Here is a 20,198-nt window from a genome sequence, read left to right as displayed (position 1 = left end):
CCAGCATGCATGACACTCAGTCTCATCGACAGAGCAACAAGGGTGGATGCCGGCAGCCCCGTGCAGCGCCGGACGATGAGACCGCTCAGTTCGCCGCGACGACCGCGAGCACCGCCTCTCCGTAGGCCTCACGCTTCTTGGCACCGATGCCCGTGACGCCGTCGAGGTCGTCGAGCGTTCGCGGGCGCCGCTCGGCGAGCGCGCGCAGCGTCGCGTCACCGAAGACGATGTACGCGGGGACGCCCTGCTCCTTCGCCGCGCCGACGCGCCACGTACGGAGCGCTTCGAGCAGGTCGCGGTCGCCGTCGGCGACGGTGTCGGATGCCGCGGCCTTGCGCACCCGCGACCCCGAGCCGCCGCCCGATCGCCCGAGCACGTCGCGTCGAAGCGGGACCGCCGCCTCGCCGCGGAGCACTGCCGCGCCCTCGTCGCCGACGGCGAGCACGCCGTATTCGCCCTGGGCGACGATGATGCCGCGCGCGAGCAGCTGACGCACGACGCTCCGCCATTCCTGGTCGCTCAGGTCGGCGCCGAGGCCGTAGGTCGACAGGGTGTCGTGCCCCTGCTGCCGGATGCGCTCGGTCGAGGCGCCTCGCAGGATGTCGATGAGGTGCCCCGCGCCGAACGCCTGGTTGCGCTCGCGCTTCAGGCGGACGACCGTCGACAGGAGCTTCTGGGCGGGAACGAGTCCGTCCCACGTATCGGCGGGTTCGAGGCAGGTGTCGCAGTTGCCGCAGCGGCCGGATGCCTGCCCGAAGTACGCCAGCAGGTTCTGGCGGCGGCATTCGACGGTCTCGCACAGGGCGAGCATCGCGTCGAGGTGCTGCCCGAGGCGCTGCTTGTAGGCGCGCTCCCCCGGCGACTGGTCGATGAGGCGGCGCTGCTGCACGACGTCGCCGAGACCGTACGCCATCCACGCGACCGCGGGCTCACCGTCGCGGCCCGCACGGCCCGTCTCCTGGTAGTACCCCTCGACCGACTTGGGCAGGTCGATGTGCGCGACGAAGCGGACGTCGGGCTTGTCGATGCCCATGCCGAACGCGATCGTCGCGACCATGACGACGCCGTCTTCACGGAGGAACCGGCCCTGGTGGTGTGCGCGGAGTCCGGCATCCAGACCTGCGTGGTACGGCAGCGCGTCGACGCCCTGCGTGCGCAGGAACTCCGCGGTCTGCTCGACCGACTTCCGACTGAGGGCGTAGACGATGCCCGCCGACCCCTCGGGCTGCGAGCGGACGAACTGCAGCAGCTGACGGCGCGGGTCGACTTTCGGCACGATGCGGTACTGGATGTTCGGGCGGTCGAAGCTCGCGACGAAGTGCTGGGCTGCGTCCAGGTGCAGCCGCTCGGTGATCTCGCGGTGCGTCGCGCGGGTCGCGGTGGCGGTGAGCGCCATGCGCGGAACACCCGGGAACCGCTCGCCGAGGTCGCCGAGGGCGAGGTAGTCGGGGCGGAAGTCGTGCCCCCACTGGCTGACGCAATGGGCCTCGTCGATCGCGATGACGCTCAGCGTGCCGCGCTGGAGGAGCGCGGTCGTCGCGGCTCCGCTCAGGCGTTCGGGCGCGACGTAGAGGAGGTCGAGCTCGCCGGCGAGGTAGGCCTGCTCGACGCCCGCGCGCTCGGCGGGGCTCTGCGTGGAGTTGAGGTACGCGGCGCGCACGCCGTTGGCGATGAGGGCGTCGACCTGATCGTGCATGAGCGCGATGAGCGGGCTCACGACGAGACCGGTGCCGGGCCGGACGAGCGCGGGCACCTGGTAGGTGATCGACTTGCCGCCGCCGGTCGGCATGAGGACGACCGCGTCGCCCCCGCCGACGACCTGATCGACGATCGCCGCCTGGTCTCCGCGGAAGTCGTCGTACCCGAAGACCTCTTTCAGCACGGCCCGCGGGTCGGCTCCGGCATGGTCGCGGCGCTCGAGGGTGAGCACGGATGCCGGGACGGCCTGCGCGGCCGACACGGCCTGCGCCGCCGAGGCGTTCGTCGGGCGCGACGGTGTCGGATGCGCGCCCACGGGCCCCGAGTGCACAGAGCGGGCGAGGGCGCCCGCGTACCCGTCGAACTCGGGCGGTGGCGCCTCGCCGTCGTCGGGAGGCACGAGCGCGTCGACATCCCAGGGGACGTCACCGTACGGGTCGTCGTACTCCACGTCTCGCCCGTCTGCTCCGCTCACCACACCAGGCTAACCGGGGCCTCGGACACACGCGTCAGCACCAGCGCTCCGCGAGCCCCTGGATGACCGCGAGGTTCCGGTTGGTCGCGACCCCGAGCAGCTTCGCGGCATTCAGCGGGTCGACCCGGCCGTCCTGGTATCCCGGCAGGAGGAGGGCGTGCACGGCGCGGCCGCGCACCACCATGCGCCCCGCGTCGGTCGTCGTCGCCTCCACCCGGCGCGCGGTGTCGGCATCCAGCTCCTCCTTCATGAGGTAGATGTAGTGGCGCGCGAGCCCGGGGTTCTCGGCGCTCAGCGCGGCGGCGTCCTCGGCCAGCGCCCGGAACTCCGTCGTCGAGAAGACGATCGTCGGCACCTCGAACCCGCGGTCGCGCGCGAAGGCGTCTTCCAGCGTCGTCTCGATGCGGGCCCGCGAGCGCATGCGCGAGTCGAGGCGCACGTTGCTGGTGTTCAGGTGTGTCCGGACGTTCTCGAACCCGGCATCCGTCGCCGCGCGGACGATGTCGCCCTTCGGGAACACGCGCGTCGCGCCGAGGTTGACGGCACGGAGGAAAGCGAGATAGGTCGTCACCGGTGCAGTGTCGCACGAGACGCCGACACCGACCGCGGCTCGTCAGAGACGCAGCACCTCGGTCACCCGCACGATCGCCGCGCCGGCCTCGACCGAGGCGGCGAGGTCGACCTCCGCCCGCACGCGCCAGTCGTGGTCGCCCGCGGGGTCGTCGATCGTCTGCTCGACGCGCCAGAGGCCGGATGCCGCGGCATCCGCCTCATCGATCTCGACGAGCCGCGGCGAGCGCGCCGGCCCACCGGTGAGGATCTCGTCGTGCTCGTCGTAGTAGGCGTCGAGCGCCGCCGGCCAGTCGACGTCCGGGTCGAGGGCGACGAGGGCATCGTCGTCTTGCAGGGCCGCGAGCTGCACGCGGCGGAAGAGCTCGTTGCGCACGAGCACCGTGAACGCGCGCCGGTTCGTCAGGATCGACGGCGGCGCCGGCGGGACGACGGGCGCATCGTCCTCGGGGAGGCGCGCTGCGGCATCCACGAGGGATGACCACTCGTCGACGAGGCTTGAGTCCACCTGGCGCACGAGCTCGCCGAGCCACTCGATGATGTCCATCAGCTCGTCGGTGCGGGCCTCGGCAGGCACCGTCTGTCGGATCGCGCGATACGCGTCGGAGAGGTAGCGGAGCACGAGCCCTTCGCTGCGCTGCAACTGGTAGAAGGAGACGTACTCGGCGAACGACATCGCGCGCTCGAACATGTCGCGGACGACCGACTTCGGGCTCAGCGCGAAGTCGCGCACCCACGGCTGGCTCGACGCGAACACCTCGTACGACTGGTCGAGCAGCTCCGCCAGCGGCTTCGGATAGGTGACCTCCTCGAGCAGCGCCATGCGCTCGTCGTACTCGATGCCGTCGCGCTTCATCGCGGCGACCGCCTCGCCGCGCGCCTTGTACTCCTGCTGGGAGAGGATCGCCCGCGGGTCGTCGAGGGTCGCCTCGATGACGCTGACGACGTCGAGCGCGTAGTGGCCGGTGCCGGTTCCATTGCCGGCGCCGCGGTGTTCATAACTCCGGAAATCCGGCATCGAAACCGGCTCGAGCCCTGTTTCCGCTGCCCCCGGTGCCGAAACTCCGGAGTGATGAACGTCGTCGTCCGGAGAGAGCAGCTCGATCGCCGCGAGCGCGAACGGCGAGAGCGGCTGGTTGAGCGCGAAGTTCGGCTGCAGATCGACGGTCAGCCGAATCCGCGAGGGGTCGCGACGCGCCGCGTCCTCACCCTCGGCGTCGGCGTGTCGCGACCCCTCGCGCACGACCTCGACGATCCCGGCATCGACGAGGGTCCGGAAGATCGCGATCGCCCGGCGCGCGAGTGCGTAGCGCCGCCCGCGGGGCTCGTGGTTGTCGAAGACGAGGGAGCGGACGTTCTCGAAGACGTCGCCGCCGCGACCGATGACGTTGATGAGCATCGCGGCGGTGAGCTGCATCTGCGGCACGAGGGGTTCGGGCGGCGCCGCGATGAGGCGCTCGTACGAGCCCTCGCCCCAGTTCACGACGCCCGTCGGCGCCTTCTTGCGGACGATCTTCTTGCGCTTGGCGGGGTCGTCTCCGGCCTTCGCGAGTGCGACCGCGTTCTCGATCTCCCACTCCGGCGCCATCACGACGACGTTGCCGTACGGGTCGTAGCCCGCCCGCCCCGCGCGCCCGGCGACCTGGTGGAATTCGCGCGCGGAGAGCTGACGCATCTTCGTGCCGTCGTACTTGGAAAGGGCAGTGATGACGACCGTCCGGATCGGCACGTTGATCCCGACGCCGAGCGTGTCGGTGCCGCAGATGACGCGGAGGAGCCCGCGCTGCGCGAGCGTCTCGACGAGGCGCCGGTACCGCGGCAGCATGCCCGCGTGGTGGACGCCGATCCCCGACCGGACGAGGCGCGAGAGCGTCTGCCCGAACCCGGTCGTGAAGCGGAACCCGCCGATCGCCTCCGCGATCTCGTCGCGCTGCGCGCGGGTCGTGAGATTCATGGATGCCAGGGCCTGCGCCCGCTCGAGCGCCGCCGCCTGCGAGAAGTGGACGATGTAGACCGGCACCTCGCGCTCGTCGACGAGCATCGTGAGCACCTCGTGCACGGGGCGGCGCTCGTAGGAGAAGTGGAGCGGCACGGGGCGCTCGACGCCGGTGATCAGGGCGACGGATCGACCGGTGCGCTGCTCGAGGTCTTCCGCGATCGCGGTGACGTCGCCGAGCGTCGCCGACATGAGCAGGAACTGCGCCCGCGGCAGGAGCAGCAACGGAACCTGCCAGGCCCAGCCCCGCTCGGGGTCGCCGTAGTAGTGGAACTCGTCCATGACGACCTGGTCCACCGCGGCATCCGCCCCCTGCCGCAGCGCGATGTTGGCGAGAATCTCCGCCGTGCAGCACACGATCGGCGCATCGGGGTTCACCGACGAGTCGCCCGTGACCATGCCGACGTTCTCGGCCCCGAAGATCTCGACGAGAGCGAAGAACTTCTCGCTGACGAGTGCCTTGATCGGCGCCGTGTAGTACGAGCGCCCGCCGCGGGAGAGGCACGCCGCGTGGGCGGCGATCGCGACGAGGGACTTGCCGGTGCCGGTCGGTGTCGAGAGGATGACGTGCGCGCCGGAGACGAGCTCCATGACGGCTTCGTCCTGCGCGGGGTAGAGGGTGAGGCCCCGTCCGTCGGCCCACGTGACGAATCCGTCGTATGCGGCATCCGCCGTCGCGCCGGGCGGCACGAGCTCGAGAAGTCGGGTCGCGTCGCTCACCCCTCGAGTCTGCCGCACGTGAGGGCGAGGGCATCTCGGCGCGCTCGCGTGGCTCGCGAGTCACCGGCGCTTTTGCGAATCACCGCTCGATTCGCGTGCATCCAGCGGTGATTCGCGAATCGCGCGGTGACTCGCGACCAGAGACGGCGGGGCGGGTCAGGGCCGCGCGAGCTTCGCCGTGACCACGCGCGCGGCGGCCTCGTCGACGCGCGCCGCGAAGGCGGGGTCGTTCTGCGCCTTGGCGAGCACGGCGTCGTACATCGCGGCGTACACGGTCGGGTCGGCCGAGACCAGCACCAGGTCGACCCCCGCCGTGACGGCGAGCACGGCCCGATCTCCGGGCGCCCACGCCTGAGCGGCGGCCGCCGCCGAGAGGTCGTCGCTCATGATCACCCCGTCGAAGCCCACGTCCGATCGGACGAGCGAGACCACCCGCGGCGAGAACACGGCCGGCGCGGAGGCATCGATGTTGTCGTAGATCGCCGTCGACACCATGACCGCCGACGCCCCTGCCGCGGTCAGTGGACGGTAGACGCCGACGTCGGGTCCGTCGGCGGCGACCGTCGCGTCGTGCACGTTCGCCGTCGTGTCGGTGTTCGCCGTGACGTGTCCGAGCCCCGGGAAGTGCTTGAACACGGGCAGGATGCCGGAGGCCCGCATGCCGGCAGCGAACGCCCCGGCCCCTGCCTCGACGGTCGGCGCGTCGTAGCCGTACTGGCGCCCGAGCGCGCCGATCGGCGGGTTGGAGAAGCGGGCGTCGTGGCTCGTGACGATATCGGCGACCGGCGCGAGGTTCATGTCGACGCCGGCTGCGGCGAGCTCCGCACCCCACTGCGTCGCCTGCGCCTGCAGCTGGTCGGCGGGGAGGTCCGCCTGCCGGATCGCGTACGGCATGTCACTGAATCCCGGACCGCGGAGGACTTGGACCTCGCCGCCCTCCTGGTCGGTCGCAACCCACAGCCGCACCCCTCCGGTCGGGCCCGATCCGTCGGGAGCGTTACCCCGAGCGGTGGATGCCGGAGCGAGCGCGGTGAACTGCCCGACGAGCGCGGCGACGGCATCCGCGCCCGCCGTGGTCCGTCCGTGCAGGAAGATGCTCCCCGCATGGCGGTCGGTGATCGCGGTGATCGTCGCGGGTGAGGCCGACTGCACGTCGGTGCCGACCATGAAGAGTTGGCCGACTTTCTGCTCGAGGCTGAGCGCCGCGGTGGGGTCGACGTCCGCGATGGGCGAAGGCGTCGGAGCGGGGGCGACGCTCGAACGGCTGGGCTCGGCGGTCGGAGACGGCGCGACCGACGGGACGCACCCCGCCACGACCGTGACGAGCGCAAGGACGGTCACGGCAACCAGTCCACGGAGCGGGCCCATACCGTTCATCCTCGTGCGTCGGTCCGGTCGGGGAAAGACCTCCTCCTCACCGCCGAGCTGACACCTTCGGAACGTGACGCTCCGCCGGTCGGGTCAATGGCCGACGACTCCCTGCAGATCCTGCACGACCGGTCCCGCGCTACCCGAACGAGGGGCGGATCGTCTCCGCCATCGTGTCGATATTCGCCGGCGTCACCTTCCACCGGCGCGCGTCCTTGTCCTCGAACGTCACCTCGTACGCACCCTTGTCCCGATCGAACTGCACCAGAATCGAACGCGGCAACTCCTCGCCCGGACCATACTTCTCCGCAAGATACGCCTCCACAGCCGGCAGAACCGCCGATACCCGGGATGCCACGGCCGACGTCTCTCCGCCGGGAGAGTAAGAGTAGCCATGCGTGCTGTAGAACCCGGCGTCGCCGAAATCCAGGACCATCGCGAACGACTGCCAATCGTCCGCGGCGCCGTCCATGTTCTCGATCAAGGCACGGATCACGTCGACGATGGCATCACTCATCAGTCCCCCGTCGCACGAGCCGCTTCAGTGCTCGATCAGACCCTGCAGATCGACCGCAACCTGGATCGACGCGATCGTATCCCGCTTGTGGAGATTCTCCACCTTCTCCGCACCACCCAGCGACAGAAGGGGAACGTAGACGAACGACTCGTCGAATGCGAGCGGGCCGTGCGCCTCCACCGCCTTCGGGAACATGTCCCACTTGAATGCGTCAGATAGCCGCTCGACGCCGTCCAGCCGAATCAGTGTGAAGAAGGACCGCATCGACCCCAACCCACGCGCGGAGCCGTAACGATAGAAGATGCCGACAACACCATTCAGGCTCGGTTCCCAGCAGATCAGATCGCCCAACCCGGTCGTCATGATCGGGATCGAAACCCCATCACCCTGCGTCTTCCCGATGCAATCACCGACCTCGGCCTCGTACAGCTTCGGGTCGATGATTCGGAGAAACCCCTCCGCGAACGTCCCGTAGCCGTAGGTCTCCCACACCTCCACCAGCTCCGCCGGCACACGCCCCCGATACTCTTCGATGATCTCCGCCGGCACCGGCGCATGCGGAACAAAGTCCAGAATCTCCACCATAACCCTCAACCTACCGGAAGGCGACGTTGAGGTAGACCTTACTAAAGTCTGCGCCCGGGTTCGCGTTGATGAAGTCGATCACGGCGCGGTCGATATCCCCTACTCGCGATCGCCACTGAGACCCGAGCGAGGAGTTGATGCGTGTGTCACCCACCCCAGAGATGTCGGTTTGGTTACCGCCCGCGATACCGTCCAGTCGATGAGTGGCAGCCTGCGACTGCAGCCAAGTGCGGGCGGCTTGCCTGGCGTCAGAAGCGGACATGCCTCCCTCACGAAGCTCGGCGTACTTGTTGTCGAGCGCGATGTCACGCTGGACCGCCTGCTCACGCAGGGAGCCCGCCGTTCGACCATGTTCGAGGAACTCGATGCGGTTCTTCAACCACTCCGAAACGGGCGTGTTCTGCAGCGTGTCCATCTGCTCGTCATACTGCCGCTTGTATTCGTCAGAGTTGTGCTTCGGGTTCCGTTTGAACTGCTTGAGGTTGACGTCGACCGAGGGATCGTACTGATCGCGATCCCTCACCCGGCGGATGACGGTGTCGAAGTGTCCGTCGAGATTGTCGGCGAGCCGCGGGAGCTTGTCTTTCGCATGGATGCCGGCCTTCAATGCGGCCTCGCGGAGCTCCCTGATAATCGGCTTGAGCGCGCTCATCCGTCACCCCCGAAATCGAGCGCGGAGAACTCGGTGAAGAACGTCGAGGTCACCGTCTGAATGTCCGCACCGTGCAGCTTCATCTTCGAGCGGGCGTCTTCGAGCGCCTGGAGATCGGCGTAGAACTCGTCGGAGTCGCCGACGTTCGCCTCCACCAGCGGCGCATCGAGGATGGCGTCGACGATCGCGGGCAGTCGCTCCGCAAGCGGTTCGATCGCCAGTGGCGCGACCTGCCCGATGAGCTGCTCGACGACGATGTCGACCGCCGCATTGAGCAGCTTCTTCTTGATCAGGAGCATCGGGCCCGCCCCCAGCGCGGTGACGGGGTTCGTGAGCATCGCCACGAGCGTCACGAGCGTCGAGGTGACGTCGACGATGACCTTCACCTTGAGCGCCGTGATGGCTTCGGCCGCGACATCCATCGCGCCCGCGGCCGGGGGCATGAGGTCGACGAGCTGCTGCAGGTTCTGCGACCGGTTCGCGTTCCACGCGCCGAGCGTGGCCGGGCCGGCCTGCCCGCGCATGGCCGCGGCGACATCACCGTTCATCTGTCGGTCGATCGCCTGGATCACATCTCCGAGGTCCGACCCCAGGTTCCGCACCAGCGTGGCGCCCTTGCGGACCTCATCCTCGTCCACGTCGGGCCATTCGAAACCGAGCTTCTCCATCACCCAGACGAGTTCGTTGGGGAGCATCATGCCCATGCGCCTACCTCCTCCCGCACGAGCCTAAGTGCCGCGACGACGATCCGTCGAGGCTTGCGCACCGCCTCGCCGCCGCGATCAGCAGCATCGCGCGCCGGGGTTGCGGTCCTGATCGTCCATGCGGTCACGCCAGAACTGGCGCTCCGAGACCGGGGTCTCCCCGGGATGGTGCCGCCGCTGATGGGCGACGTACGTCGCGTACGCGGTGTCGCCCATCAGCGACGTCATGTACCAGTGGATGCCGCGCACCGCCCTCCCACCGGCGCGCCACACCTGCGCGAGCGCGGTGGCCGCGGCATCCCTCAACGTCATCTCCGTCATATCGCACTCACTGTCTGCGACGCGTCCTCATCAATGCCCGCGGCGGGCGGTGGCCGCCCGCTCCTCGGCGAGGATCGGCTCCCATTCCTTCTCGAGCTCGCGTTCGTCCTTCGTCGCGATGAACCCCGCGGGGGCGTAGCGGCGCGAGGCGACGGCCGGGTCTTCGGTGTTCTCACCGCCGCCGTGACGGATCGCCTGCACCGTCACGACGATCGCGACGAGGATCACGACGATCGCGAGGGTCACGAAGATGATCGACAGGGTGCCCTGCACCGCCGTATTGCGGATGACCGCGTCGACGACTTCCGGTGTGCCGAGGCTGCCGTCGCCGGCCGCCTTCGCGGCGCGGTACTTGGCGTTGTTGGCCCAGTATCCGATCTGCGGCACGGGCGAGAAGATCTTGTACATGGATGCCGTGATCGTCACGACGGCCGTGAACACCATCGGCAGCGCGATGATCCAGAGCCACTTCACGTACTTCGGGCCGCGCTTGGCGACGATCGCCATGACGACCGACAGGGCGATCGCGGCGAGCAGCTGATTCGCGATGCCGAACAGCGGGAAGAACGTGTTGATGCCGCCGAGCGGATCGGTGACGCCGAGGATCAGGATGTAGCCCCAGCCCGCGACCATGATGGCTGTGCAGATCCAGACACCGGGACGCCACGAGACGTCGCGGAACTTGGGGATCCAGGCGCCGATCGAGTCCTGCAGCATGAAGCGGGCGACGCGGGTTCCGGCATCCACCGCCGTGAGGATGAACAGGGCCTCGAACATGATCGCGAAGTGGTACCAGAACGCCATGAGCGCCTGGCCGCCGAGCGCCTGCTGCATGATGTGCGCGAGACCGAGGGCGAGCGTCGGAGCGCCGCCGGTACGCGAGACGATCGATTCCTCGCCGACCGCCTCGGCCGTGCTCGTCAGCATCTCCGGGGTCAGGTGGACACCCGTGAGGCCGAGAGAGTTGACGAAGGCCACGGCTCCTTCGACGGTGCCGCCCGTGAGTGCCGCGGGAGAGTTCATCGCGAAGTAGATGCCCTGGTCGATCGACAGGGCCGCGACGAGCGCCATGATCGCGACGAACGACTCCATGAGCATGCCGCCGTAGCCGATGAAGCGGGTCTGCTTCTCCTTCTCGACGAGCTTCGGGGTCGTCCCCGAGGAGATCAGCGCGTGGAACCCGGACAGGGCGCCGCAGGCGATCGTCACGAACAGGAACGGGAAGAGGGGCCCTGCGAACACCGGCCCGAGGCCCGTCTCGCCGAACACGGTCACCGCCGGCACCGTGATCTCGGGGCGCACCACGACGATCGCGAGGGCGAGCATGACGATGACGCCGATCTTCATGAAGGTCGACAGGTAGTCGCGCGGGGCGAGCAGCAGCCAGACCGGCAGGATCGCGGCGATAAACCCGTAGATGATGATGCCCCACGCGATCGTCGTCTTGTCGAGGTGGAAGAGCGCGTAGCCCCATTCGGTCGAGGCGACCCAGCCGCCGCCGATGATCGCCGCCATGAGCAGCACGAACCCGATGATCGACACCTCGGTCACCTTGCCGGGGCGCAGGTACCGGAGGTACACGCCCATGAACAGGGCGATGGGGATCGTCATCGAGACGGAGAACACGCCCCACGGGCTCTCGCCGAGGGCGTTGACGACGACGAGCGCGAGGATCGCGACGATGATCAGCATGATCAGCAGCGAGGCGATGATCGCCGCCGTGCCGCCGATCTTGCCGAGCTCCTGGCGGGCCATCTGCCCGATCGTGCGGCCACCGCGGCGCATCGAGAAGAAGAGGACCGTGTAGTCCTGCACCGCGCCGGCGAGGACGACGCCGACGATGATCCAGATGGTGCCGGGGAGATAGCCCATCTGCGCCGCCAGGACCGGACCGACGAGCGGACCGGCGCCGGCGATCGCGGCGAAGTGGTGGCCGTAGAGCACGCGGCGGTCGGTCGGCACGTAGTCCTTGCCGTCGGAGCGGACCTCAGCGGGGGTCGCCCGGCGGTCGTCGGGCCGGGTGATGTAGCGCTCGATGACCTTCGAGTAGAAGCGGTACCCGATCAGATAGGTGCAGACGGCGGCGAACACGAACCAGATCGCGTTCACCGTCTCGCCGCGGACGATCGCGAGCATCGTCCAGGCGACGCCGCCGAGCAGCGCGATCGCCACCCAGAGGACGATTCTCGGCCACGTCCAGCGGCTCTCCTCGGCCTCCTGCTCGGGGGTGAGGGAGGTCGGCGGAAGACTCGGATCGGGGACGATCTCGGGGTCGTCGTAGTCGGAGGCGGAGCGGGGCCGGGACGGCGATGTCGACATGGGGGGTCTCCTCACGGGCGCGTCGTTGCGACGCGTACACCGTAGCAAGCGTGCGCAGGCCGCGCGATGCGGCGACCGCACCGCTGGCGGAACACCGGGGCACCCGCCTACGTTGGAACCCGTACCGCTCGCCCCCGATGTATTCGCCCGACGCAGAGGAGCCGTCATGACCGATTCACCCCCCGTCATCCGCAACGACGAGGCCGGCCAGTACCAGCTCGTCCTCGACGACGGAATGGTCGCCGGGTTCACGGAGTTCGTCCACGACGGCCCGGGCCGCCTCATCTTTCCGCACACCGAGATCGACCCCGCCTTCGGGGGGCGCGGTTACGGGACGGCCCTCGTGTCGGCGGCGATGGCCGACGTCGCGGCGCGTGGCGAAACCGTCATCCCCGTGTGCCCGTTCGTCGTGAAGTACCTCAAGGAGCACGAGGTGCCCGGGCTGAAGATCGAGTGGAAGGACCGCTACGTCACCATCGCCGACGAGGCATCCACTGCGGGGAAGAACACCGCGGAGAAGAACCCCTCCGACGAGGGCGTCGGCAGCTGAACGCATGACCCGCCTGGATGCCGGTCCCGAGCTCACCGAGGCGCCGCCGCTGTGCGACGGACCCCGCGCGCTCCTCCTCGAGTCGCGCGAGGTGCCGCTCGGCGGCGTCCGGGCGATGGAGGCGCATCGGAGCCTCCGGGCGATGGAGGTGCATCGGAGCCTCCGGGCGATGGAGGTGCATCGGAGCCTCCCGCAGCGGGAGCTTCCGATGGTCGGCGCCTGGTGCTTCCTCGACCGGTTCGGGCCGCAGGAGGTGCGCATGCGCGTCGAACCGCACCCGCACATCGGCCTGCAGACCGTGACCTGGCCGCTCGTCGGTGAGGTGCGCCACCGCGACACCCTCGGCAGTGACGTCGTCGTGCGGCGCGGCGTGCTCAACCTCATGACGAGCGGCGCGGGCATCGCGCACTCGGAATACTCGGTCGGCGAGGGGCCCGTCCCGCTCGACATGCTGCAGCTCTGGGTCGCGTTGCCCGAGTCGCGACGACACGGACCGCAGGCCTTCGAGCGTCACGAAGACCTGCCCGTGATCGACCTCGACGACGGCGCGACGGCGACCGTCGTCGTCGGCTCGTTCGCGGGCACCGCCTCGCCCGCGACGATGTACACGCCGATCGCGGGCGTCGAGCTGCACCTTCCCGCCGGGGCGGCCGTCACGCTCCCGCTGGTCCCGGAATGGGAGTACGCGCTCGTCGGCGTCTCGGGAGAGCCGGTCGTGGATGCCGGTGAGGAAGGCGCCGCCGGGATCGCGTTGCCCGACCAGGGGCTGCTGTACCTCGGCATCCATCGCGACGGCATCGCGGTGCGCGCCGAGCGCGACACGACCCTGTTCCTGCTCGGCGGCGAGCCGTTCGAGGCGGACATCGTCATGTGGTGGAACTTCGTCGGTCGCCGCCACGAGGAGATCGTCGAGGCGCGGGATGCCTGGGAGTCGGGCTCCGACCGATACGGGCACGTCGTCGGGCACGGCGACGAGCGGATTCCCGCGCCGCCCCTACCCGGTGTGCGGCTGACCGAGCGGCGCCGGCGGGTCTGAAGGTCGGTCCGTTGCGGCGTTTCGACGCGCAGCGCTCGCTCAACGACCGGGGCGTGTCGCCGGCTCCCCTCGGCGCGCGCTCAGAGACCGGGCTGTGAGTCGAGCGCGACGTCGTCGAGGGTGAGGGCGTCGACGGGGTCGAGGGCCGCACGCGCACGACGACGGGCGTCGGACGCGGCCGCCGTGTAGACGGCGCTGTTCTCGGGGTCGGCGGCGGCGAGCGCGGCCAGACACTTCTGCAGCCGCAGCTGCACCTCGACGATGCCCGAGCCGTCGCGCGCGATCGGTCGGAAGGCGTCGGTGACGAGATCTCGCAGTTCGGGCGCCCGCACGTGGACGTGCGGAAAGTCGACCTCTCCCGACGGCTCCGTCGTCGCGGTGAGCGTGAAGACGCGTTGCAGGGCGGCGATCACATCGATCGCCGTTCCCGGGTCGTTCGTGGCGGGCGACAGCGCGCGACTGGCGATCTCGCTGAGGGCGATGACGCCGAGCCGGGGGTCCTGGTCGAAGTCGCGGTGATGCTCGATCAGGAAGGCGCGGCGCACGACGTCTCCGAGGGAGCCCGCGTCGCGGGCATCCGTCGTCTCTTCAGCGGGAACGACGTGGGCGAGCGGATGGAGCGCGTCGGCCACCGAGCCCGGCATGGCGGCGACGTAGACCTCGGCGCCCGCGCGCTGAGCGGCCCGATCGATCGCCGCAAGATCGATGTGGGCGATGTAGCCCGTCTCGTCGGCCCACACCGTCTCCGCGTCGCGCGGCGCCTCGCGGTAGGGACGCGCTCCCAGGGTGGGCGCGGCGGCGAAGGCCGAGATCGTCTCGGACGCGGCATCCTCCACCCGATCGATGACGTCCGTCATCCGGCCGAACCCGGCGAGGTGCCCGATCCACCGCAGGAGCGTCACGACGATGATCGCGACGACGATGAGCGTTCCGAAGAAGAGGATCGTGCGGCCCTCCTCGCCGTAGTACCCCGTCGAGAGGGCGATGATCCCGACCAGCGCGAACACGAAGGCGCCGAGGAACGTCGCGAGCGCGTTCTGCGATGTCGGATCGGCGATGAGGAGGCGAGTCGCGCGCGGGGTCGCCGACGTCGCGGCGGACGAGTAGGCCGTGACCATCGCCGTCACCGAAAAGGTCGTCGCCGTGAGCATCGCCGTAGCGATGATCTGGAGGATCGAGCCGACCGAGTCCTGCCCGAGATCGATCGCGAGATCGAACGGCACGAGCTGGCCGACGACGCCCGCCACCAGCGCGAACACCACCGCCGCGAGGGCGAACACGGCGGCGCGCACCCACACCTGCCGGGAGAAGCGCACGAGAGCCGACAGGAGCGCTCCGCGGGCGGGGTTCGACATCCGTCCACGATAGCTCGGAGCCGCGCCCCGCCTGCATACGCACGGCCCGTGCGCCCGGCTCGTGTCGCTGCGCGGACGGTACGCTGGAATCGTGGCCCGCACCCCGATCCTCTCGACGCGCGTGCTGCTCGTATGCGCCGCGATCGGCGTCGCGACCGGCATCGTCGGCGGTGTCGCCGGAGTGCTCACACCGGTCGTCCTCGCGGGCGCACCGTTCCTGTACGGCCTCGTGCTGGGGGCACACGTGCTGCCCGGGATCATCGCGCAGGAGGTGCTGCGCCTCCCCTTCGTGGCGCTTCTCGCGCACGTCATGGCCGCCCTGGTCTCAAGCGCCTTCAATCCGGCCTGGGCGGGGCGATTCCTCGGGACCGCCCTGCTGTTCGGCGCGATCCAGGAGGGCGTCGCGGCCCTGACCCGCTACCGCGCGTGGGGAGCCTGGCGCTTCTTCGTGTCGGCCGTCATCATCGGCGCGATCGTCGCGGTCGTCGTCTACGCGGTCGTCGATCTCGGCACGCTGCCGATCTGGGCGCAGGTGGCCTATCTCGCTCTCTCGGTGCTCGGCCCCGTCGTCTGGACGGCGGTCGGACTCGGCATCGGCACGTCGCTCCGGCGCGCGGGCGTCGCCAGCCGCAGCGTGCGCCGCTGAGCCCGGCCGCGCCGGCTGATGGCGCCATTGCCCGACACGGGGCGTTCGGTTCGCAGGACTTCCTCGACCGCCGACGCGGTGGGCCCCGGCATTTCGGGCCTGGTGCCCCGCCCACGACCGAATCTCCTGCGAACCGAACGGGGTGACGGCCGGACCCGACGTGTTACGCGAGGTTAGGGTCGGCTAAGTTAGGAGATGCTACCTTCGCGGCATCCCGCCGCCGAGACCTCGCCGCACCGCCGCCCGCCGCGTTCGCGGCCCGCGCCCTCGATCGTCTGGACCTCCCGTGACCTCAGCCGCCTCCACGCGCACCGCGGCCTCCGCCGACGGCGCGGCGGCGCCGCTGCTCTCGGTACGGAGCCTCGCGATCCGGCACGAGAGCGCCGCCGTCGCGACCCCCGCCGGCGCGAGCTTCGAGGTCGCACGCGGCGAGGTCGTGCTGCTCCTCGGTCCGAGCGGCGCCGGCAAGTCGACCCTCGCACTCGCGCTCAACGGGCTGATCCCCCAGGCGGTGCCGGCGAGCGTCGAGGGGGTCGTCCGCGTCGACGGACTCGACACCCAGACGACACCGGTCTCGCGCCTCAGCACGCATGTCGGCATGGTCTTCCAAGACCCCGACGCGCAGCTCGTCACCGGCACGCTGCTCGACGAGGTCGCCTTCGGCCCCGAGAACCTGCGGGTGCCGGTCGACATCGTCCTCGCGCGCGCCGAAGACGCACTCCGCCGTGTCGGCCTTTGGGAGCGCCGCGCCGAGAACCCCGACCGCCTGAGCGGCGGCGGACGTCAGCGCCTCGCGATCGCATGCGCCCTCGCGATGGGCTCACCCCTCCTCGTACTTGACGAGCCGACGGCGAACCTCGACCCGCAGGGCATCGAAGAGGTCTACGCCGCCCTCGGCGATCTGGTCGCCGCCGGCGACCGGTCGATCGTCCTGATCGAGCACAACCTCGACGCCGCCGTCGCGATCACCGACCGGGTCGTCGTCCTCGATCACGAGGGCCGCACCTACGCGGACGGCACGGTCGACGAGGTCCTCCGCGCTCGCGCCGACGAGCTGCACGCGATGGGGGTCTGGCTCCCCGTCGCGACCCTCGCGGCGCTGCGACTGCGCGCGGCCGGCTGGAGCATCGACCCGTTGCCGGTGGATGCCGACGAGCTCCGCGTCGCCGTAGCCACGGCATCCTCGCCCGCGCCTGCCCTCGAATCCCGCACGCCGTCTCCCGTCTCCGCCGCCTCCGGCAACGCGACGACCATCGCCGACGCGACCACGATGGACACCGCGCCGCTGATCCGTGCCCGGAATCTCCGCACGCAGCGCGGCAGGACCGAGATCCTGCACGGCGTCGACCTCGACGTGCGCCCCGGCGAGTTCGTCGCGATCGTCGGCGCGAACGGCGCCGGCAAGACGACGCTCCTCCAGTCGCTCGCCGGGGTGGTGCGCGTTCCGCGCGGTCAGGTCTCCGTCGACGGCGCCGACATCTCGCGGGTCGACCTCCGGAAGCTCTCGCGCCGCGTCGGCTTCGTCTTCCAGAACCCCGAGCACCAGTTCATCGCGCACACCGTCTTCGACGAGCTCGCGCACGGACTGCGACTGCAGAAGCTCCCCGACGACGAGGTCACCGCGCGCACGACCGAGGTGCTCCGCCGCTTCGGCCTCGAAGACAAAGCCGACGTCCATCCGTTCCTCCTCTCCGGCGGGCAGAAGCGGCGTCTCTCGGTCGGTACGGCGCTCGTCGCCGGTGCGCCCGTGCTGGCGCTCGACGAACCGACCTTCGGGCAGGACCGCGCGCGGGCCGACGAGCTGCTGACGCTGCTGCAGGACCTCAACCGCGAGGGCACGACGATCCTCGTCGTCACGCACGACATGCAACTGGTCACCGAGTACGCGCAGCGAACGATCGTCGTCGGCGACGGCCGGATCATGGCGGATGCCGCGACGCCCGACATCTTCGCCGATGCCGCCCTGCTCGAGCGCGCCGGCCTCCGCCGCCCGCCGCTCGCTCGCGCGTTCGCGGGCCTGACGAGGCATCCTTCGCTCGCCGGTGTCACGCGCCTCGCCGACCTGCCGCGGGCCGCCGAAGCGCCCGCCGCGACGGGGGACGGGGCATGAGCGCCGTCGCCATCGACCCGTACGCGACCGCGGCGCCCTCGGGCCGGTACCTCTACCGGCTCGGGCCGATCGCGAAGTTCGCCGCGCCCCTCCCCGCGATGATCCTGCTCGTCTTCGTCCGCGACCTCGCGACGCCGCTCGCCTTCCTCGCGCTCGCGTATCTGGTGCTCCTCACCGGCGCGCGCCTGACGGGGCGCCTCGCGCTGCTGCTCGGCGTCGCGATCCCCGCCGCGGCGATCGTGCTGGGCCTGGGCATGGCGGTGTGGACGGATGCCTCCCGCGTCGACACGTCGGTGACCGTCCTGCAGATCGGGGGCTGGCACCTCTACGGCGGGGCGCTGATGATCGGCATGGCGACGGGCGTGCGGCTCGCGGCGATCATCGCGCTCGCCTTCATCGCGGGGCTCACGACGGCCGGCCCCGACCTCGTCCGCGCCGCCGTGCAGCAGCTGCGGGTGCCGTACCGGATCGGCTACACGGCCCTCGCGGCATTCCGCTTCGTGCCGCGGTTCGGGTACGAGCTCGAGGTCATCCGGCAGGCGCACCGGGTGCGCGGAGCGCACGTCGGGCGCGGCCCCTTCAGCTCTCTCGCGCGCTGGTGGGGGTACATCGTGCCGCTGCTGGCGGGGGCGATCCGGCATGCCGAGCGGGTCGCGCTGGCGATGGATGCCCGGGCCTTCGGCGCCTACCCCGACCGCACCGAACGCCACCTCGTGCCGTGGCGGAGGCGCGACACCGTGTTCGTCGTCGTCTTCTGGCTCGTGAGTGCCGGCATCCTCACCTTCTTCTTCCCCTGGACACTCTGATGACGTGCCCGCCCGCCGATCCCCGGCCCGGGGAAACCTCCCGCCGAAAGGACACCGCATGGCCCGCGCCTCCGCGCTCGTGAAGCCCGCATCGCAAGAGCTCCTGCGCCTCGAGGTCCTGCGCACCGAACGCCTGGGCGCGCACTGGATCCGTGTCACCCTCGGCGGTGGCGACATCGCGCAGTTCGTGCCGATGGGGTACGACCAGTGGTTCCGCCTGTTCCTGCCGCGCCGAAACCACGACGGCGGCGACGGCGGTGACGATGGGCTCGAGCGGATCCCCGCGAAGGCGAACAAGATCTTCGGGTACGTGAAGTATCTGCGGATCCCCGACGGGGTGCGGCCCGTCATGCGCAACTACACCGTGCGGGCGTTCCGGGCCGCGGGCGCGTCGGGAGGGCCCGAGATCGACGTCGACTTCGTGCTGCACGGGTCGGGTGCGACCGCCGGCCCCGCGTCGCGCTGGGCGGAGGCGGCGACGACGGGCGAGTCGGTCGTCATCATCGACGAGGGCCTCGGGTTCAACCCGGCGCGCGGTGTCGACGACCTGCTGCTCGTGGCTGATGAGACGGGTGCGCCCGCGGTGGCAGGTGTCTGCGCTTCGCTGCCACGTTCCGCGACGGGCGTCGCGATCATCGAGGCGCCCTCGTCCGACGATGTACTGCCCTTCGAGGCGCCCGAGGGCGTCGAGGTGCGCTGGCTCGTGCGCCCCGAGGGCGTCAAGCCCGGCACCCTCGCCCTCGCCGAACTGCAGACCCTCCCGGCGCCGGCGCCCGCAACCCACGCGTTTATCGTCGGCGAGCAGGCGCTGCCGACATCGGCGCGCCGCCACCTCGTCTCGCAGGGGCTCGACAAGAGCCAGATCAGCTTCGTCGGGTACTGGCGCGTGGGCGCCTCCTCACCGACGCCGAAATCCGAACAGAACCGCGCGGAACACAACCACACGGAAGGAACCCTCTGATGGGCAAAGCCACCACCGCCTACCTGCTCACCTGCGCCGCGATCGGCGTCGCCACGGGACTGCTCATCATCCCGATGACCGCGCTGTCGACGCTCACCTACGCGACGTTCCCCCCGCTCGGCGCCCTGACGGCCGGCGCGTGGGTCATCGGATTCGTCATCGCCATGCGTCTCATCGAGAAGCCCGGCGCGGCTGTGCTGACGGGCCTCATCTCGGGACTCGTCGCGGCGCCGTTCTCGGCGAGCGGGCCCGCGATCGTCGTCACGAACGTCATGTTCGCCGCGTTCATCGAGTTGCCGTTCCTCGTGACGCTCTACCGCAAGTGGGGCCGCGGGCTGTACTACGTCGGTGCGCTGAGCGCTTTCGTGCTCTACGCGCTGTGGACCGTGACCTCTGCGAACATGACCGCGTTCCCCTGGTGGGTCGTCGTCCTCTACGTCGTCGGTCTGCTCGCGTCGGCGGCGGTCGCCACGTGGCTCGGGCTGGTGATCGCCGACCGGCTCCGCGCTGCCGGGGTCGCGCGCCTCGCGCGCCGGCGGGCGGCGGCCGCGGATCCGGCGCCGGTCGCCCCCGTCGCCGAGGGCTGATGCCCGGGGGAAGGAGTCTCGGCATCCCACTGCCCCTGTCACCAACGGCAAGGCTTCGACGCCGACACGCCGTCGCGCGCACGTCGAGTGCGGCGTGTCGCGCACGGGGCCTTGCCGTTGCGTCCGCCCCGATCCCGCTCGGAGGTCGGCGTCAGGATGCCGGACACGCGAACGGCCGGGAGGGCGAAGCCTCCCGGCCGTTTCGGTGTCGACGTCGCCGAC

Annotated in this window: 18 protein-coding genes; 7 read left to right on the top strand and 11 right to left on the bottom strand. The window is 70.3% G+C overall.

All coding sequences use genetic code 11. The features are described from left to right. Positions 1-85: 85 nt before the first annotated feature. From recQ to AC3ENQ_RS08715, 10 genes are all read right to left on the bottom strand, one after another. Entirely contained in the window at positions 86-2,173 is a 2,088-nt protein-coding gene (gene recQ / locus AC3ENQ_RS08760; RefSeq protein WP_431803700.1) for a DNA helicase RecQ, read from the bottom strand. Positions 2,174-2,207: 34 nt separating this feature from the next. Then, entirely contained in the window at positions 2,208-2,744 is a 537-nt protein-coding gene (locus tag AC3ENQ_RS08755) for a DUF1697 domain-containing protein (RefSeq protein ID WP_431803698.1), read from the bottom strand. A 42-nt stretch (positions 2,745-2,786) separates the two neighbouring features. Further along, on the bottom strand, positions 2,787-5,459 hold the full coding sequence (locus AC3ENQ_RS08750; RefSeq protein ID WP_431803696.1) for a DEAD/DEAH box helicase: 2,673 nt from the start codon (positions 5,457-5,459) through the stop codon (positions 2,787-2,789). Between the two features lie 156 nt (positions 5,460-5,615). Continuing rightward, positions 5,616-6,827, bottom strand: a complete 1,212-nt coding sequence (locus AC3ENQ_RS08745) for a glycoside hydrolase family 3 N-terminal domain-containing protein (RefSeq protein WP_431803694.1) — start codon at positions 6,825-6,827, stop codon at positions 5,616-5,618. 139 nt (positions 6,828-6,966) lie between these two features. Beyond that, positions 6,967-7,344: a hypothetical protein gene (locus AC3ENQ_RS08740; RefSeq protein WP_431803692.1), complete on the bottom strand. Its 378-nt coding sequence runs from the start codon at positions 7,342-7,344 to the stop codon at positions 6,967-6,969. Between the two features lie 24 nt (positions 7,345-7,368). After that, entirely contained in the window at positions 7,369-7,929 is a 561-nt protein-coding gene (locus tag AC3ENQ_RS08735; protein WP_431803690.1) for a T6SS immunity protein Tdi1 domain-containing protein, read from the bottom strand. 10 nt (positions 7,930-7,939) lie between these two features. Beyond that, complete coding sequence (locus AC3ENQ_RS08730; protein ID WP_431803688.1) at positions 7,940-8,581, bottom strand: polymorphic toxin type 15 domain-containing protein; 642 nt, start codon at positions 8,579-8,581, stop codon at positions 7,940-7,942. Further along, on the bottom strand, positions 8,578-9,279 hold the full coding sequence (locus AC3ENQ_RS08725; RefSeq protein ID WP_431803686.1) for a WXG100-like domain-containing protein: 702 nt from the start codon (positions 9,277-9,279) through the stop codon (positions 8,578-8,580). Before AC3ENQ_RS08725 ends, AC3ENQ_RS08730 begins: the two co-directional genes overlap by 4 nt. Positions 9,280-9,363: 84 nt before the next feature. Next, entirely contained in the window at positions 9,364-9,606 is a 243-nt protein-coding gene (locus AC3ENQ_RS08720) for a YbdD/YjiX family protein (protein WP_431803684.1), read from the bottom strand. A 30-nt stretch (positions 9,607-9,636) separates the two neighbouring features. Then, entirely contained in the window at positions 9,637-11,925 is a 2,289-nt protein-coding gene (locus tag AC3ENQ_RS08715) for a carbon starvation CstA family protein (RefSeq protein WP_431803682.1), read from the bottom strand. 166 nt (positions 11,926-12,091) lie between these two features. Here AC3ENQ_RS08715 and AC3ENQ_RS08710 point away from each other — a divergent pair, with 166 nt between their 5' ends. Beyond that, positions 12,092-12,475, top strand: coding sequence for a GNAT family N-acetyltransferase (locus AC3ENQ_RS08710; protein ID WP_431803680.1), 384 nt, complete (start codon positions 12,092-12,094; stop codon positions 12,473-12,475). Positions 12,476-12,479: 4 nt separating this feature from the next. Further along, positions 12,480-13,511: a pirin family protein gene (locus tag AC3ENQ_RS08705; protein ID WP_431803678.1), complete on the top strand. Its 1,032-nt coding sequence runs from the start codon at positions 12,480-12,482 to the stop codon at positions 13,509-13,511. Between the two features lie 80 nt (positions 13,512-13,591). Here the strand turns inward: AC3ENQ_RS08705 and AC3ENQ_RS08700 are convergent, their stop codons facing one another. Then, positions 13,592-14,866, bottom strand: coding sequence for a DUF2254 domain-containing protein (locus tag AC3ENQ_RS08700; protein ID WP_431803676.1), 1,275 nt, complete (start codon positions 14,864-14,866; stop codon positions 13,592-13,594). Positions 14,867-14,957: 91 nt separating this feature from the next. Here AC3ENQ_RS08700 and AC3ENQ_RS08695 point away from each other — a divergent pair, with 91 nt between their 5' ends. The 5 genes from AC3ENQ_RS08695 (at position 14,958) to AC3ENQ_RS08675 (ending at position 19,976) form a co-directional block, all read left to right on the top strand. Then, the gene (locus tag AC3ENQ_RS08695) at positions 14,958-15,512 is read left to right on the top strand and encodes an ECF transporter S component (protein ID WP_431803674.1); all 555 of its coding nucleotides are present in this window, start codon (positions 14,958-14,960) and stop codon (positions 15,510-15,512) included. A 286-nt stretch (positions 15,513-15,798) separates the two neighbouring features. Next, positions 15,799-17,622: an ABC transporter ATP-binding protein gene (locus AC3ENQ_RS08690; RefSeq protein ID WP_431803672.1), complete on the top strand. Its 1,824-nt coding sequence runs from the start codon at positions 15,799-15,801 to the stop codon at positions 17,620-17,622. Beyond that, positions 17,619-18,428 carry an energy-coupling factor transporter transmembrane component T family protein gene (locus AC3ENQ_RS08685; RefSeq protein ID WP_431803670.1) on the top strand — a complete coding sequence of 270 codons (810 nt, stop codon included), beginning with the start codon at positions 17,619-17,621 and terminating at the stop codon, positions 18,426-18,428. Before AC3ENQ_RS08690 ends, AC3ENQ_RS08685 begins: the two co-directional genes overlap by 4 nt. A 58-nt stretch (positions 18,429-18,486) precedes the next feature. Next, positions 18,487-19,389, top strand: coding sequence for a siderophore-interacting protein (locus AC3ENQ_RS08680; protein ID WP_431803669.1), 903 nt, complete (start codon positions 18,487-18,489; stop codon positions 19,387-19,389). Then, complete coding sequence (locus tag AC3ENQ_RS08675) at positions 19,389-19,976, top strand: ECF transporter S component (RefSeq protein WP_431803667.1); 588 nt, start codon at positions 19,389-19,391, stop codon at positions 19,974-19,976. The genes AC3ENQ_RS08680 and AC3ENQ_RS08675 overlap by 1 nt, the downstream gene beginning before the upstream one ends. Positions 19,977-20,198: the final 222 nt, after the last annotated feature.

Source organism: Microbacterium sp. bgisy203 (genome assembly GCF_057706945.1).
Note: the sequence above shows the minus strand (reverse complement) of the source record. Positions and strands in the feature narration are given on the sequence as shown.